This is a genomic window from Leifsonia sp. L25, assembly GCF_050632895.1.
Genome location: NZ_JBODRZ010000003.1, coordinates 1,201,715 through 1,216,045, shown reverse-complemented (window position 1 = coordinate 1,216,045; position 14,331 = coordinate 1,201,715). Strand labels below are relative to the sequence as shown.

At 72.4% G+C, this 14,331-nt stretch carries 15 protein-coding genes; all 15 read left to right on the top strand.

Going from position 1 to position 14,331, the window contains the following annotated elements; genetic code table 11:
* The first annotated feature begins 15 nt into the window (after positions 1-15).
* The 15 genes from ACRAWC_RS09795 (at position 16) to ACRAWC_RS09725 (ending at position 14,330) form a co-directional block, all read left to right on the top strand.
* A complete protein-coding gene (locus tag ACRAWC_RS09795; RefSeq protein ID WP_431347541.1) occupies positions 16-606 on the top strand; it encodes a dihydrofolate reductase family protein in 591 nt (196 codons plus the stop codon).
* A gap of 199 nt (positions 607-805) precedes the next feature.
* Complete coding sequence (locus tag ACRAWC_RS09790; protein WP_431347540.1) at positions 806-1,564, top strand: IclR family transcriptional regulator; 759 nt, start codon at positions 806-808, stop codon at positions 1,562-1,564.
* A 114-nt stretch (positions 1,565-1,678) separates the two neighbouring features.
* On the top strand, positions 1,679-2,851 hold the full coding sequence (locus ACRAWC_RS09785; RefSeq protein ID WP_431347539.1) for a 4-hydroxybenzoate 3-monooxygenase: 1,173 nt from the start codon (positions 1,679-1,681) through the stop codon (positions 2,849-2,851).
* 8 nt (positions 2,852-2,859) lie between these two features.
* Positions 2,860-3,639 (top strand): protocatechuate 3,4-dioxygenase subunit beta, encoded by a 780-nt coding sequence (pcaH, locus tag ACRAWC_RS09780; protein ID WP_431347538.1) that lies wholly within the window; start codon positions 2,860-2,862, stop codon positions 3,637-3,639.
* Entirely contained in the window at positions 3,632-4,198 is a 567-nt protein-coding gene (gene pcaG, locus ACRAWC_RS09775) for a protocatechuate 3,4-dioxygenase subunit alpha (protein WP_431347537.1), read from the top strand. The genes pcaH and pcaG overlap by 8 nt, the downstream gene beginning before the upstream one ends.
* Entirely contained in the window at positions 4,191-5,390 is a 1,200-nt protein-coding gene (locus ACRAWC_RS09770) for a lyase family protein (protein ID WP_431347536.1), read from the top strand. The genes pcaG and ACRAWC_RS09770 overlap by 8 nt, the downstream gene beginning before the upstream one ends.
* A 4-nt stretch (positions 5,391-5,394) precedes the next feature.
* The gene (locus ACRAWC_RS09765) at positions 5,395-6,588 is read left to right on the top strand and encodes an alpha/beta fold hydrolase (RefSeq protein WP_431347535.1); all 1,194 of its coding nucleotides are present in this window, start codon (positions 5,395-5,397) and stop codon (positions 6,586-6,588) included.
* Positions 6,581-7,372, top strand: a complete 792-nt coding sequence (locus ACRAWC_RS09760; RefSeq protein WP_431347534.1) for a CoA transferase subunit A — start codon at positions 6,581-6,583, stop codon at positions 7,370-7,372. The genes ACRAWC_RS09765 and ACRAWC_RS09760 overlap by 8 nt, the downstream gene beginning before the upstream one ends.
* Position 7,373: 1 nt before the next feature.
* Positions 7,374-8,042, top strand: coding sequence for a CoA transferase subunit B (locus ACRAWC_RS09755; protein WP_431347533.1), 669 nt, complete (start codon positions 7,374-7,376; stop codon positions 8,040-8,042).
* Positions 8,035-8,454 carry a hypothetical protein gene (locus tag ACRAWC_RS09750; RefSeq protein ID WP_431347532.1) on the top strand — a complete coding sequence of 140 codons (420 nt, stop codon included), beginning with the start codon at positions 8,035-8,037 and terminating at the stop codon, positions 8,452-8,454. Before ACRAWC_RS09755 ends, ACRAWC_RS09750 begins: the two co-directional genes overlap by 8 nt.
* On the top strand, positions 8,454-9,248 hold the full coding sequence (locus ACRAWC_RS09745; protein ID WP_431347531.1) for an acetyl-CoA C-acyltransferase: 795 nt from the start codon (positions 8,454-8,456) through the stop codon (positions 9,246-9,248). Before ACRAWC_RS09750 ends, ACRAWC_RS09745 begins: the two co-directional genes overlap by 1 nt.
* A 168-nt stretch (positions 9,249-9,416) precedes the next feature.
* Positions 9,417-10,184 (top strand): ABC transporter ATP-binding protein, encoded by a 768-nt coding sequence (locus ACRAWC_RS09740; RefSeq protein ID WP_431347530.1) that lies wholly within the window; start codon positions 9,417-9,419, stop codon positions 10,182-10,184.
* Positions 10,166-11,737, top strand: coding sequence for a transporter (locus tag ACRAWC_RS09735; protein WP_431347529.1), 1,572 nt, complete (start codon positions 10,166-10,168; stop codon positions 11,735-11,737). Before ACRAWC_RS09740 ends, ACRAWC_RS09735 begins: the two co-directional genes overlap by 19 nt.
* A 92-nt stretch (positions 11,738-11,829) precedes the next feature.
* Entirely contained in the window at positions 11,830-12,387 is a 558-nt protein-coding gene (locus ACRAWC_RS09730; protein ID WP_431347528.1) for a dihydrofolate reductase family protein, read from the top strand.
* Between the two features lie 212 nt (positions 12,388-12,599).
* Positions 12,600-14,330, top strand: coding sequence for an ABC transporter ATP-binding protein (locus ACRAWC_RS09725; protein ID WP_431347527.1), 1,731 nt, complete (start codon positions 12,600-12,602; stop codon positions 14,328-14,330).
* Position 14,331 lies beyond the last annotated feature (1 nt).

Genomic DNA, 14,331 nt, shown 5'->3' with positions numbered 1-14,331 from the left:
GGGTGTAGACGGGGTATGTCACCCTCACTGACAAGGAGGAGCAGGCATGTCTTCGATCGTGGTGCAGGCGTTCGTCACCCTCGACGGTGTCGTCCAGGGCCGGGTGGCCCCGAGGAGGACACCGAGGGAGGGTTCCAGCACGGCGGCTGGCAGTTCGACTACGACGACGGCACCGTCGCGGCGTGGGAGAAGAACACCGAGGCGCTGCTGCTGGGCCGGAGGACGTACGAGCTCTTCGCGGGCTCGTGGGGCGTCTGGCCGGAGGATGCCGACGGGTTGCAGGGGGAACTCACCCGGCGGTACAACCGCATCCCCAAGTACGTCGCTTCGCGCTCGCTGACGGAGGTCGGCTGGACGAACTCCTACTTGCTGGGTCCGGACGTCCCGGGCGCCGTGGAGCGGCTGCGCGGTGAGCCGGGCGGCGAGATCCGGGTGTGGGGGAGCACGGAGTTGATCCGCACGCTCGCCGAGCACGATCAGATCGACGAGTACCGGCTGTTGGTGCACCCGCTCGTGCTCGGCGTCGGCAAGAAGCTGTTCGGCGACGGTTTCCCCACACCCGGTTCGCGCTCGTGGAGTCGCGCTCGACGGCCTCCGGCATCGTGATCAGCGTCTACCGGCGCGCGGCGGACGCCTGAGCGGGCCCCGTCACAGCGCATCGAGCGCCGCCGTCATCCGGCGGAACACATGCGAGCGCCAGTCGGCGGGGAGGTCGGGCTCGCTCCGCACCCGCCAGAGGTAGGAAGACCTACATATGAAGCCGCGGTCTCCGACCCGACCGCTGCAGCGGTCCTAAGCTGACCGCATGGCCGGTGGAGCTCAGGACGACCGCAGCGTTGCGGAACGTGTCTTCGCGATCGCCGACGCCTTCGAGCGCGGCGACGAGCTGACCCTCAGCGAGATCGCACGCCGCGCCGGCCTCCCGGTCTCGACCACGCACCGGCTCCTGGCCGAGTGGGTGGCGTGGGGCGGCCTGGCCCGCGGGGAGGACGGCCGCTACCGCGTGGGCATCAAGCTCTGGCGGCTGGGAGTCCGCCAGCCGACCGCGCGCCGCCTCCGCCAGGCGGCGCGGCCGTATCTCGACGACCTCCTGGAAGCCACGGGCGAGCACGTGCACCTCGCCGTGCGCGACGGTCTGGGCGCGGTCTATCTGGAGCGGCTGTCCGGACCGGGGGCCGTGCGTGTCATCAGCGACGTCGGCTCGCGGCTCCCGCTGCACGCCACCGGCGTCGGGCTGGTGCTGCTCGCGTACGCGCCGGACGGCACGCTCGCGGAGGTGCTCGCCGACCACCCGCGCAAGTTCCAGCCCAACACGCTCACCGGCGAGAAGGAGCTGCGGGCGCGGCTGGCCGGCATCCGCGCGACCGGTGTCTCCCACTCGGTCGAGGAGCTCACCCAGGGCGCCTTCTCCGTCGCCGCGCCGGTGCGGGACGCCACCGGGGAGGTCGTGGCCGCGGTGTCAATCATCGCCCACGCCGAGCGGGAGGCCGAGCCGCAGTTCACGCTGGGCGTCCGGATGGCCGCGCGCGGCATCTCCGGGGTCCTCGGGCTCGACTACGAGTAGTCGCCGGGGTGATCCTCGGGAGGAATCTCTTCCGCTCAGTGGAAACCGCAGCCGGACTGCCGCCGGATTCGCCCAGGATGGGACGACCTTCCCACTGAAGCGAAAGGCGGAACAATGCGCACCCAGGTCGCCATCATCGGGGCCGGGCCCGCTGGACTCCTGCTCGGGCACATCCTCCGGAGAGCGGGGGTCGATTTCGTCATCCTCGAGCAGAAGAGCCGGGAGTACGTGCTCGGCCGCGTGCGCGCCGGCGTCCTGGAGCAGGGCTCCGTCGACGTGCTGCGCGACCTCGGCCTCGACGCCGACCTCGCCGCGCGCGGGCTCACGCACCACGGCATCTACCTGCAGTACGAAGGGGAGCGCCACCACCTCGATTTCGTCGACCTCGTCGGCCGCACGGTCACCGTGTACGGGCAGCAGGCGCTCGTGCGGCACCTGCTCTCCGAGCACGACCGCGCCGGCTCCGACGTCCGGTTCGAGGTGGAGGGCGTCGCGCCGCACGACCTCGACGGGAACGCGCCCTACGTCACCATCGGCAGTGGGGGCGACGCCGAGCGCATCGACTGCGACATCGTCGTCGGCGCCGACGGCTACCACGGCGTCTGCCGCCCGGCCATCCCGGGCATCCGGGCCCTCGAGCGAAGCTACCCGTACGCGTGGCTCGGCATCCTCGCCGACGTCGCGCCGTCCACCGACGACCTCATCTACGCGCTGCACCCGGACGGCTTCGCGATGCACTCGATGCGCTCGCCGGCGGTCTCCCGGCTCTACCTCCAGGTCGATCCGGGCGAGTCGGTCGACGACTGGTCGGACGAGCGGATCTGGGAGGCGCTGCAGACCCGCCTCGGCGTCCCCGGCTGGACCCTGAGCGAGGGCGCGATCACCGAGAAGTCGATCACGCCGATGCGCAGCTTCGTGGCCTCCACGCTGGAGCACGGGCGCCTCTTCCTCGCCGGTGACGCCGGCCACATCGTGCCGCCGACCGGCGCGAAGGGGCTCAACTCGGCCATCGCCGACGTCGCCCTGCTCGGTCGCTCGCTGACGGCGCACTTCGGAGGTGACGACGCCCTCCTGAGGCGCTACAGCAGCGCTGCCCTCGCCCGGCAGTGGAAGGTGCAGCAGTTCTCCCAGTGGATGACGGAGATGCTGCACGTCCACCGGGAGGTCCCCGACGAGGCGGCCCGCGCCTTCCGTTACCGCAGCCAGCTCGGTCAGCTGGAGTACACCACCGGATCGCGTCACGCGCAGGCGGCCCTCGCCGAGCAGTACGCGGGCCTCCCCTTCTGAGGTACGAGATGAGCGCTGACAACACGGCAGAGCCGACACAGAACCAGATCACCGCGGAGATCGCGGCCGCGCATGCGGCGGCGGCGGCCGCGGGTCCCCTTCCCGTGCACCCGCTGCGCGACTTCGGGCCGTACCGCAGCTCGCGGCTGCGTCATCCCACCCATGAGCTGGTGCGGGCCGACCCCGAGGAGATCGAGCTCGTCTCGCCGGCGTTCGGGCACACCGACGTCGCGGCGGAGGAGAGCGACCTCACCATCCAGCACAGCGGAGAGCCGCTCGGCGAGCGCATCATCGTGACCGGCCGCGTGCTCGACGGCGAGGGCCGGCCGGTGCGCAACCAGCTCGTGGAGGTCTGGCAGGCGAACTCCTCCGGCCGCTATGTGCACAAGCGCGACCAGCATCCCGCGCCGCTCGACCCCAACTTCACCGGGGTGGGCCGCGCGATCACGGGCGAGGACGGCTCGTACCGGTTCGTCACCATCAAGCCCGGCCCCTACCCCTGGCGGAACCACCGCAACGCGTGGCGGCCGGCGCACATCCACTTCTCGCTGTTCGGGTCGGCGTTCACGCAGCGGCTCGTGACGCAGATGTACTTCCCGAGCGACCCGCTGTTCGCGCTCGACCCGATCTACCAGTCGATCGCCGACCCGGCCGCGCGCGAGCGGCTGATCGCCACGTACGATCACGAGGTGAGCGAGCCGGAGTGGGCGCTCGGCTACCGGTGGGACATCGTCCTGACCGGCGGCGCGGCGACGTGGATGGAGCCGGAGGAGGGTGACCATGCCTGAGAGCACCGATCGAACCCAGTACCTGCAGACGCCGTCGCAGACGGTCGGGCCGTTCTTCGGCTACGCCCTGCCCTACGAGGGCGGCGCCGAGGTCGCGCCGCCCTGGCATCCCGGCACGATTCGCCTGCACGGCACCGTGCTCGACGGGGAGGGCGCGCCCGTCCCCGACGCGATCCTGGAGGTCTGGGGCGCCGACACCGACGGAACGCCCATCGCGCGGCAGGGCAGCCTGCACCGCGACGGGTACACCGCGACGGGCTTCGGGCGCGCCGCCGTCGACCGGGCCGGACACTACGCGTTCACGACCGTCCGTCCGGGCGCCGGCGCGGGCCGCGCACCGTATCTCCTGGTGACGGTGTTCGCGCGCGGCCTCCTGCACCACCTCTTCACGCGCGCCTACCTCGAAGGCGGCGACCCGTTCCTGGCCACCGTGCCGGAGGGGCGGCGGAGCACGCTGCTCGCCACCCCGGACGGCGACAACAGCTACCGCTTCGACATCCGCCTCCAGGGCGAGGACGAGACCGTCTTCCTCGACTTCGTGGGGGACGGGCGTGGCTGAACCCTTCGACTGGGGTCTCCTCGAGCCGGCCGGTGCAGTGGGTGTCCCGGCCGGCGACGATCGTGTGCTGGCCGCCATGATCGCGGTCGAGGAGGCCCTGGCCGGAGCCTGGGACGAGCTCGACGGCTCGGCCGCCCGGCCCGGCTACGAGCCGCTCGCGTTCGACGCCCGCACCATCGACCGCGCGCGCCTCGTCGCGGGCGCGCGGGAAGCCGGAGTGCCCATCATCGCGCTCGTCGAGCAGCTCCGCGAACAGGCCGGAGCGCACGCGGGACGGGTGCATCGCGGCGCGACCAGTCAGGACATCGTGGACTCGGCTCTTGTGCTGGTCTCCCGCGAGTCCCTCTCACGCGCGCGGGACGCGCTCGCGGCCGCGGCCGCGGAGCTCGCAGACCGGGCGATCCGCTCGCGCGCGACGCCGCTGCTGGCTCGTACCCTGACGCAGCAGGCTGAGCCGACGACTCTCGGTGCGTTCCTGGCCTCCTGGCTGGACGCCGTGGTGTCGGCGCTGGAGGTGCTCGACCGGCTCGACTGTCCCGTGCAGCTCGGCGGCGCCGTGGGCACAGGCGCGGCGTTCGCGCGCCTCGCGGCCCGGGCCGATGCGCCGCAGACCCTCCGCGCGGGCGTCGCCGCCCGCCTGGGGCTCAGCGACCCGGGTCGGGCCTGGCACACCGACCGCGGCCCGGTGCTGGCGATCGCGGACGCCGCCGCGCGCGTCGCCGCGGTGGCCGGCCGGATCGGCCGCGACCTCGGACTGGCGGCGCGCGACGGCGTGCTCCTCCCCGCCACCGGCGGCGGCTCGTCCGCGATGCCGCACAAGCAGAACCCGGTCGACGCCGTGCTGCTCACCGCGAACGGCCTCCGCGCCCCCGGCCTGCTCGCCACGGTCCACACCGCAGCGCTCAGCTCGGACGCGCGGCCGGCGGGGAGTGGCACGCCGAATGGCAGGCCTGGCGCGCGCTGCTGCGCATCGCGGTCGAGAGCGCCGAGGTGCTGGCCCACGCGGTCGCCGACCTCGTGGTGGCGGACGGCCCGGGTGGCGCTGCGGGCTCCTCCGTCGCTGCGGCATCTTCCGTCGTCGCGGCCCCTTCCGTCAGGGGAAGCGACGCCGCCGACCTGGGCTCGGCGGGCGCCGTCGTGGACGCCGCCGTCGCCCGCTACCGTGTCCATGCCGATCACGACCGAGAGGTGAACCGATGACCATCCCGCGACTGCGCGGCGCGATGACCGCGGCCTCCCCGTCCGCCGCGGCGCCGCGCCTGCTGGTGCTGCTGCCCTCGCTCGGCACGACCGCCGAGCTGTGGGACGGCGTCGTGGCGCGGCTGGCCGCGGTGCCGGACGCCCCGCGGATCCTGCGCGTCGACCTCCCGGGTCACGGTGCGTCGGCCGCCACGCGCGAGCCCTTCACGATGTCCGAGCTCGCGAACGCCGTGCTCGCCCTCGTGGACGAGGTGGGCGGCGGTGCGTTCGACGTCGCCGGCGACTCGCTCGGCGGCGCGGTCGCCCTAGAGGTCGCGCTCGCCGCCCCGGAGCGCGTGCGCAGCCTGGCGATGTTCTGCTCCGGCGCGCACATCGGCTCGACGGAGGGCTGGGCCGATCGCGCCGCGCAGGTGCGCGCCTCCGGCACGGCCTCCGTGGTGGCCGGAAGCGCGCAGCGCTGGTTCGCGCCCGGGTATCTGGCCGCGCATCCCGACGGCCCGGGCGGCCACGCGCTGAAGACCCTGCTGGACGTCGACGACGAGTCGTACGCGCTCTGCTGCGAAGCACTCGGCGGATTCGACCGGCGCGACGCCCTCGCGGACGTGCATGTGCCCGCGCTCCTCGTCGCCGGCGCGCACGACCAGGTGACCACCTCGGCCCTGATGGCGGAGGACGCCGCGGCGCTCCCCCGCGCGCGGTTCGTGGAGCTGGCGCACGCCGCCCACCTCGTCCCGCTCGAGGACCCGGCCGAGACCGCCGCCCTGCTCGCTGCGCTGCTCGCGGGCCGCGATGCCGGCGCCGCCGCGGCCTTCGAGCGCGGCATGGCCGTCCGGCGGGCGGTGCTGGGCGATGCCCACGTCGACCGCGCCACGGCAGCCATCACGCCGGAGACCGCGGACTTCCAGGACTTCATCACCCGCTACGCGTGGGGCGAGGTCTGGGCCCGGCCGCAGCTCACCCGGCCGGAGCGCTCGATCGCGACGCTCGCCAGCCTGGTGACCGGCAGCCACGAGAACGAGCTGCGCATGCACGTACGCGCCGCCCTGCGCAACGGGCTGACCCGCACGCAGATCGCGGAGGTCATCCACCACACCGCCCTGTACGCCGGGCTGCCCGCGGCCAACGGTGCGCTGGCGATCATGCGCGAGGTCTTCCTCGAATCCGACCAGACGGAGGAATCAGATGGATAAAACGTTCGCGTCGGCGGCCGAGGCGGTCGCCGACATCCCGGACGGCGCTTCGCTCGCGGTCGGCGGTTTCGGTCTGTCCGGGGTGCCGATCGTGACGATCCGGGCGTTGCTGGCGCGGGGTGTCGGTGGCCTGGAGGTGGTGTCGAACAACTGCGGTGTGGACGGTTGGGGCCTCGGCGAGCTGCTCGCCGCCGGTCGCATCCGCCGTGTGATCGCCAGCTACATCGGCGAGAACAAGGAGTTCGCCCGCCAGTACCTCGGCGGCGAGGTGGAGGTCGAGTTGACCCCGCAGGGCACGCTGGCGGAGCGTTTGCGCGCGGGCGGTGTCGGCATTCCGGCCTTCTACACCGCGACCGGCGCCGGCACCGCGGTCTCCGACGGCGGTATGCCGATCCGCTACGCCGCCGACGGGTCGGTGGCGGAGGAGAGCGCGCCGAAGGAACTGCGTCCGTTCGACGTGTTCGGCCGCAACCGGGAGTACGTGCTGGAGACCGCGATCCGCACCGACTTCGGCCTGGTGCGCGCTGCGGTCGGCGACCGGCACGGCAACCTGCGCTTCGAGAAGTCGACCCGCAACTTCAACCCGCTCGCCGGGATGGCCGGGCGGATCACGATCGCGGAGGTGGACGAGCTGGTCGAGCCGGGCGTGCTCGGTCCCGACGACATCCACCTGCCCGGCATCTACGTGGACCGGCTGGTCGCGCTGACCGCCGAGCAGTCGGCGGACCTGCCGATCGAGAAGGTCACCGTGCGCGCCCGCCCCATCGCCCCGGAAGGGAACTGACATGCCCCGCAGCCGCGACGAGATGGCCGCCCGTGCCGCCCTCGAACTGGAGGACGGCTCCTACGTGAACCTGGGCATCGGCCTCCCCACGCTTATCCCCAACCATCTGCCGGAGGGGGTGCACGTCGTGCTGCATTCCGAGAACGGCATCTTGGGCGTCGGGCCCTACCCGTGGGAGGGCGAGCAGGACCCCAAGCTGATCAACGCGGGCAAGGAGACGGTCACCGTGCTGCCCGGCGCCAGCTACTTCGACTCCGCCGCCAGCTTCGGGATGATCCGCGGCGGGCGCATCGCCACCGCCGTCCTCGGCGCCATGCAGGTCTCGGCCGCCGGCGACATCGCCAACTGGGCTGTGCCCGGCAAGATGGTCAAGGGGATGGGCGGGGCGATGGACCTCGTCAACGGCGCCGAGCGCGTCATCGTGGTCATGGAGCACGTCGCCAAAGACGGCTCGGCCAAGCTGGTCGCGCAGTGCACCCTCCCGCTGACCGGCCGCGGTTGCGTCGACCGGATCATCACCGACCTCGCCGTCATCGACGTCACCGACGACGGCCTCGTGCTCCGCGAGGTGGCGCCCGGCGTGACCGTGGACGAGGTGGTGGCCGCGACGGGCGCGCCGCTGAGCATCCCGGCCGCAGTGACCGCGGGGACGGCGGCCGCGCATGCCTGAGCTGCGCGAGGTCGTCGTCTGCTCCCCGCTGCGCACGCCGGTCGGCCGGATGGGCGGCGCACTGGCACCGGTCTCCGCTCTGTCGCTGGCGGAGACCGTGCTGCGCGCCCTCCTCGACCGCACCGGGCTCGACCCGGCCGCGGTGGAGGGAGTGATCGGTTCGCAGGGCTATCCCACGATGGAGGCACCCGCGTTCGGCCGTGTCGCAGCGCTCAACGCCGGATTCCCGGTCACGACGACGGGCTATCAGCTCGACCGGCGCTGCGGCTCGGGCCTCCAGGCGGTCATCAACGCCGCGATGGAGGTGCAGACCGGCGCGAGCGACGTGCTGATCGCGCTCGGCGCCGAGTCGATGTCGAACGCCCCTTTTATACGGAGCAGGGCCGCCGCGGCCTCCCGCCCGGAGGTCTGATGCTGCACGACGCCCTCGCGCGTGGCCGCGAGACGGTCGGCGGGCGCAACTTCCCGACCCCGGAGGGCAACGTCGGCTCGGCGGAGACGCTGCGCCGCGAGTACGGCGTCCCGCGTGAAGCGCAGGATGGACTCGCGCTCCGCTCCCACCAGCGAGCGGTCGCCGCGCAGCAGTCCGGCGCATTCGACGCCGAGCTGGTCCCGGTCACCGTGCCGGGCCGCACGGGCGACGTCGTCGTCGGCCGCGACGAGCATCCGCGTGCCGACACGACGCTGGAGGCCCTCGCCGGCCTCCGCCCGATCCTCGGCCGCGCCGACGCCGCGGCGACCGTCACCGCCGGCAACTCCAGCGGCCAGAACGACGCCGCGGCCGCCGCCATCGTCACCACCCAGGAGCGCGCCGCGGCGCTGGGCCTCACCCCGGTCCTGCGCCTGCGATCATGGGCGGTCGCGGGCAACGACCCGGCGGTGTTCGGCGTCGCGCCGGTCCCGGCGGCGAACAGGGCCCTGGAGCGCGCCGGCGTCACCTGGTCGGACATCGATGTGATCGAGCTCAACGAGGCCTTCGCCGTGCAGGTGCTGGCGTGCCTCGCCGACTGGGGCATCGACCCCGAGGACCCGCGCCTCAACCCGCGCGGCAGCGGCATCTCGATCGGGCACCCTATCGGCGCCACCGGCCTCCGCATGCTGGCGACGCTCGCCCACGAGCTCCCGGCCCTCGACGGCACGCTCGCCGTCGAGACCATGTGCATCGGCGGAGGCCAGGGCCTCGCGGCCGTCTTCGAGCGCGTCTGATGTCATCGGAGGGGCACGTAAGCGCCCCTCCGACGCGGGTTTACGGGCGTTGACGTGCCCCTCGGCGCCGCGTGCCGCCCCTCGACGGGGGTGCGTGCGAGCGGATGCGGCGGCGCGTAGGGTGAGGTGGGCTGCGTCAGAGGAGCACGACAGCCCGGGGGAGGTGCGATGACGCAGGACGATGCGGTCGCGGTGGCGATCCGCGGTCTGCACAAGCGGTTCGGGGCGAAGACGGCGGTCGACGGGATCGACCTCGACGTGCCCTCCGGCAGCTTCTACGGGCTGGTCGGCCCGAACGGAGCGGGCAAGACCACGACGCTGAACATGGTCACCGGTCTGTTGCGGCCCGACGCCGGCCAGGTGCTCCTCCACGGTGTCGACATGTGGCGCGACCCGCTGGCGGGGAAGGCGCTCGTGGGAGTGCTCTCCGACGGCGTCCGGCTGTTCGACCGGCTCACCGGCGAGCAGCTCGTCGAATACGCGGGCCTCCTGAGCGGCATGGACCGGCCCACGGCGATCGAGCGCACCCACGACCTCCTGAATCTGCTCGACCTGGCCTCCGCGGGCGGCACCCTCGTCGTCGACTACTCCGCCGGAATGACGAAGAAGATCGCGCTGGCCGCCGCGATGGTGCACGCGCCGCGCGTGCTCGTGCTGGACGAGCCGTTCGAGTCCGTCGACCCCGTCTCCGCGGCCAACATCCGCGACATCCTGCACGGCTACGTCCAGGGCGGGGGCACGGTCATCGTCTCGTCGCACGTCATGGACCTGGTCGAGCGGATGTGCGACCACGTCGCCGTGATCAACGACGGCCGCGTCCTGGTCGCCGGCACCGTGGACGAGGTGCGCGCGGGCTCCACGCTGGAAGACCGCTTCGTCGAGCTGGTCGGCGGTCGCCGGGTCGGGGAGGGGCCGGAGTGGTTGCGACACTCGTAAGGCTGCGCCTGCTCGTCCTCCGCAACTCGTTCCGCCGCAGCACCTCGCAGCTCGTCGCGGTCATCCTCGGCGGGGTGTACGCGCTCGGCGCGCTGGTGGTCGTCATCGGCGGCCTCGTCCTGCTGGGCTTCGCCCCGATCGAGGTGACGCGCACGGTCGCCGTCATCGGCGGCTCGGCCGCCGTTCTCGGCTGGGCGATCTTCCCGCTGCTGCTCTCCGGCATCGAGCAGACGCTCGACCCCGCCAAGCTCGCCGTCTACCCGATCCCGCTGCGCCCGCTCATGCTCGGGATGCTGCTGAGCGCGGTCGTCGGCGTCGCCGGAGCGGCGACCACGCTCGCGTCGCTGGCGACCTCGCTGAGCTGGCTCCGGCTCCCCGGGGTCGCGGTGGTCGCCCTCCTGACGGGCGCGCTCGGCGCCGCGACCTGCGTCGTCGTGTCGCGGGCCGTCACCTCCGTGTCGAGCGGGCTGTCCGGCGGGCGGCGGTTCCGGGAGGCCAGCGGGCTGCTCATCCTCATCCCGCTCATCCTGGCCGGCCCGATCGTCATCGGCATCACGCGCGGCCTCCGCTCGTCGTCCGACGCGCTGCCCGCCATCGCGGACGGACTGTCCTGGTCGCCGCTCGGCGCCGTCTGGGCGGTGCCGTCGCAGCTCGCGCAGGGCGACGCGCTCGGCGCTCTGGCCCGGTTCCTGATCGCGGTCGCCACGTTCGTCGTGCTGTGGCTGGTGTGGCGCTGGGGGCTCGCCCGGTCGCTGACCACGCCGGCGCGCGCCTCCTCGCGCGTCCGGGCCCAGGGCAAGCTCGGCTGGTTCGGGATTCTGCCCGGCACGCAGTCGGGAGCGATCGCGGCCCGCTGCCTGACCTACTGGTTCCGTGACCCGCGCTACCTCCGGCAGCTGCTCGTCGTCCCGCTGATGCCCGTGCTGTTCTGGTTCTACTCGAGCCTCAACCACTCGTCGGTGCTGCCGCTGATCGGGGCGCCGGTCGTGGCGTTCTCGCTCGGCATCGGGATGATCGCCGACGTCTCCTACGACTCGACCGCGTTCGCGCTGCACGTCGCGAAGGCCGTGCCGGGTCGCGCGGACCGCTGGGGCCGGGCGGCCGCGCTGCTCTCCTTCGCGGTTCCGGCGATCGTGCTCGTGGCGCTCTTCGGTGCGGCCGTCGGCGGCGCCTGGCACATCCTCCCCGGCCTGATCGGCCTCTCGCTCGGCCTCCTGCTCACCGGGGTGGCGGTGTGCGCGGTGACCTCGGCCCGGCTGGTGTTCCCCGTGCCGGAGCCGGGCGACAACCCGTTCCGGTCGCGGCCGGGCGCCAACATCTCGCTGCTCGGCCCGACCTTCGCGGCGTGGGGCGTGATCGCGGTGCTGTGTCTGCCCGAGATCGTCCTGTTCATCGTCGGGCTGGTGACCGGCGACGCGCTCTGGCTCTGGGCGGCGCTCGTCGTCGGCGTGGCGCTGGGCGGGGTGCTGGTGGGCGTCGGCGTGCGGATCGGGGGCAACATCCTCGACGCCCGGGCGCCGGAGCTGCTGCTGCAGTTGCGGAAGGACGCCTGATCACAGCCGGCCTCACCGCTGAGCCCTCCGGCTGGAACGACCGCCCCGGCCGGCTGGTGGCGACGGCCTGAGGCCGCCCCTAAGCTGGCCGCATGGGCAGCATCGCAGTGCACGAGTTCGTCTCCCTCGACGGCGTCTTCGAAGACCCGAGCTGGACGGCCGAGTACGGCTTCGATCCCGAGATGGGCGACGACCTCGCGCGCATCACGGGAGCGTCGGAGCGCATCCTCCTGGGGCGCCGCACGTTCGAGATGTTCGCGCCGGCGTGGTCGGCGCGCTCGTCGGCCGACGACCCGGGAGCGCCCTTCTTCAACGACACCGAGAAGCTCGTCGTCAGCTCGACGCTGGACGACGCGGCCGCCGAGGCCGTCTGGGCCAACTCGCGGTCGCTCGGCAGATACGACGCCGACCGGGTGCGGGAGGTCAAGCAGAGCGTGGGCGGCAGCCTTTACATCAGCGGCAGCGGCTCGCTCGTGCGCGCCCTGATCGCGGACGGACTGGTCGACGCGCTGCACCTCTTCGTGTACCCGGTCATCCGCGGCACGGGCGCGCGGCTCTTTCCGGAGGGCATGCCCGAGACGAAGCTGCGCCTGCGGCAGTACGACGGCTACGCCAACGGTGTCCTCCACCTCCTCTACGCGCCGGCCTGATCTCCACAGATCTCGAATGCGGTCACTACCTGACCGCTGTTCCGGATAGCGTCATATCCGACGGCGACCAACGTCTCCTGACGGGGGCGGATGTCGCCGGTCCGCGCTAGCGTTAGCGCTGTACGGGGGTATCGCGCAGTGCCGTGTCGGCGGGGGCCGACGGCAGTGTGCGCCCGATACGACTCCACCAGAGAAAAGAACCAGGAATCACCGTGACTCTCCTTCGTTTGGCGCTGCGGTTCATCCGCCCGTACTGGGGCGCGGTCGCGGCCGTGGTCGTGCTCCAGCTCATCGCGACCATCGCCGCGCTCTACCTGCCCACGCTCAACGCCGACATCATCGACAAAGGCGTCGTCAAAGGCGACACGAACTTCATCTGGTCGACGGGCGGCATGATGCTCATGGTCTGCTTCGTGCAGGTCGCAGCGGCCATCACGGCGACCTACTTCGGTGCGCGCTCCTCGATGTCGCTGGGACGCGACGTGCGCCGCTCCTTCTACCGCAAGGTCGACTCGCTCCCGGCGCTCGACCTCGCGCGCTGGGGCATGCCGACCCTCATCACGCGCAACACCAACGACGTCCAGCAGGTGCAGATGCTGGTGCTGATGACGCTCAACTTCATGGTGTCGACGCCGATCATGTGCGTCGCGGGCATCATCCTCGCCGTGCGGGTGGACGCCGGGCTGTCCTGGCTCGTCTGGGTGTCCGTCGCCGTGCTGTTCGTCGTGGTCGGCATCCTGGTCTGGCTGCTGCTGCCGATGTTCCGCGTGATGCAGGAGCGCATCGACGGCGTCAACGGCGTCATCCGCGAGCAGATCGTCGGCATCCGTGTCATCCGCGCGTTCGTCCGCGAGAAGTTCGAGACAGCGCGCTACGACGACGCGAATGCCGCGCTCACCCGCATCTCGGTCAAGGTCGGCAACGTCTTCGTGCTCATGTTCCCGCTCATCATGCTCATCTTGAACGCCGCGACGGTCGCCGTGCTCTGGTTCGGCGGCCACCGGGTCGGCGCGGGCGACATCCAGGTGGGGGCTCTCACGGCGTTCCTGCAGTACCTGCTGCAGATCCTGGTCGCGGTGATGATGGGCGTGTTCATGGCCATGATGATCCCGCGCGCGATGGTCTGCGCGGAGCGCATCGACGAGGTGCTGAGCGCGGTGCCGTCCACCGGAGCGGGCGCCGCCGGCGGTCGAGTGCCCACGGACGGCAGCGTGGAGGTCGACGGCGTCACGTTCGGCTACCCCGGCGCCGAGAAGCCTGTGCTGAGCGACGTCACCTTCACCGCGGAACCCGGGCGGGTGACCGCGATCGTCGGCTCGACCGGATCGGGCAAGTCGACCCTCGTCTCGGTCATCGCCGACCTCTTCACCCCGCAGAGCGGGCAGGTGCGGATCGGCGGCGTCCCGGTGGACTCGCTGAGCCGGGAGCAGCTCTCCGGCGTGCTAGGTCTCGTGCCGCAGAAGCCCTACCTCTTCTCCGGGACGGTCGCCAGCAACCTGCGGTTCGGCCGGCCGGACGCCACGGACGACGAGCTCTGGGAGGCGCTGCGCGTCGCCCAGGCCGAGGACTTCGTGCGCGCCAAGGAGCACGGCCTCGAGGAGCGCATCGCCCAGGGCGGAACCAACGTCTCCGGCGGTCAGCGCCAGCGGCTCTGCATCGCCCGCGCCCTGGTGGCGGAGCCGAAGGTGCTGCTGTTCGACGATTCCTTCTCGGCTCTCGACGTCGCGACAGACGCCCGCCTGCGGAGCGCTCTGGCGCAGTCCACGGGCGACACCACCGTCATCGTGGTGGCGCAGCGCGTCTCCACGATCAGGGAGGCCGATCAGATCATCGTGCTCGACGACGGCAGAGTCGTCGGACGCGGCACCCACGACGAGTTGCTGGAGACGAGCGAGACGTATCGCGAGATCGTCGAGTCGCAGCTGAGCCTGGAGGTGGCCTGAG

What these genes read in the sequence shown, in the direction of transcription:
- ACRAWC_RS09795 (WP_431347541.1), top strand. Translation starts at nt 16, where the DNA reads ATGTCACCCTCACTGACAAGGAGGAGCAGGCATGTCTTCGATCGTGGT.
- ACRAWC_RS09790 (WP_431347540.1), top strand. Translation starts at nt 806, where the DNA reads ATGGCCGGTGGAGCTCAGGACGACCGCAGCGTTGCGGAACGTGTCTTC.
- ACRAWC_RS09785 (WP_431347539.1), top strand. Translation starts at nt 1,679, where the DNA reads ATGCGCACCCAGGTCGCCATCATCGGGGCCGGGCCCGCTGGACTCCTG.
- pcaH (WP_431347538.1), top strand. Translation starts at nt 2,860, where the DNA reads ATGAGCGCTGACAACACGGCAGAGCCGACACAGAACCAGATCACCGCG.
- pcaG (WP_431347537.1), top strand. Translation starts at nt 3,632, where the DNA reads ATGCCTGAGAGCACCGATCGAACCCAGTACCTGCAGACGCCGTCGCAG.
- ACRAWC_RS09765 (WP_431347535.1), top strand. Translation starts at nt 5,395, where the DNA reads ATGACCATCCCGCGACTGCGCGGCGCGATGACCGCGGCCTCCCCGTCC.
- ACRAWC_RS09760 (WP_431347534.1), top strand. Translation starts at nt 6,581, where the DNA reads ATGGATAAAACGTTCGCGTCGGCGGCCGAGGCGGTCGCCGACATCCCG.
- ACRAWC_RS09755 (WP_431347533.1), top strand. Translation starts at nt 7,374, where the DNA reads ATGCCCCGCAGCCGCGACGAGATGGCCGCCCGTGCCGCCCTCGAACTG.
- ACRAWC_RS09750 (WP_431347532.1), top strand. Translation starts at nt 8,035, where the DNA reads ATGCCTGAGCTGCGCGAGGTCGTCGTCTGCTCCCCGCTGCGCACGCCG.
- ACRAWC_RS09745 (WP_431347531.1), top strand. Translation starts at nt 8,454, where the DNA reads ATGCTGCACGACGCCCTCGCGCGTGGCCGCGAGACGGTCGGCGGGCGC.
- ACRAWC_RS09740 (WP_431347530.1), top strand. Translation starts at nt 9,417, where the DNA reads ATGACGCAGGACGATGCGGTCGCGGTGGCGATCCGCGGTCTGCACAAG.
- ACRAWC_RS09730 (WP_431347528.1), top strand. Translation starts at nt 11,830, where the DNA reads ATGGGCAGCATCGCAGTGCACGAGTTCGTCTCCCTCGACGGCGTCTTC.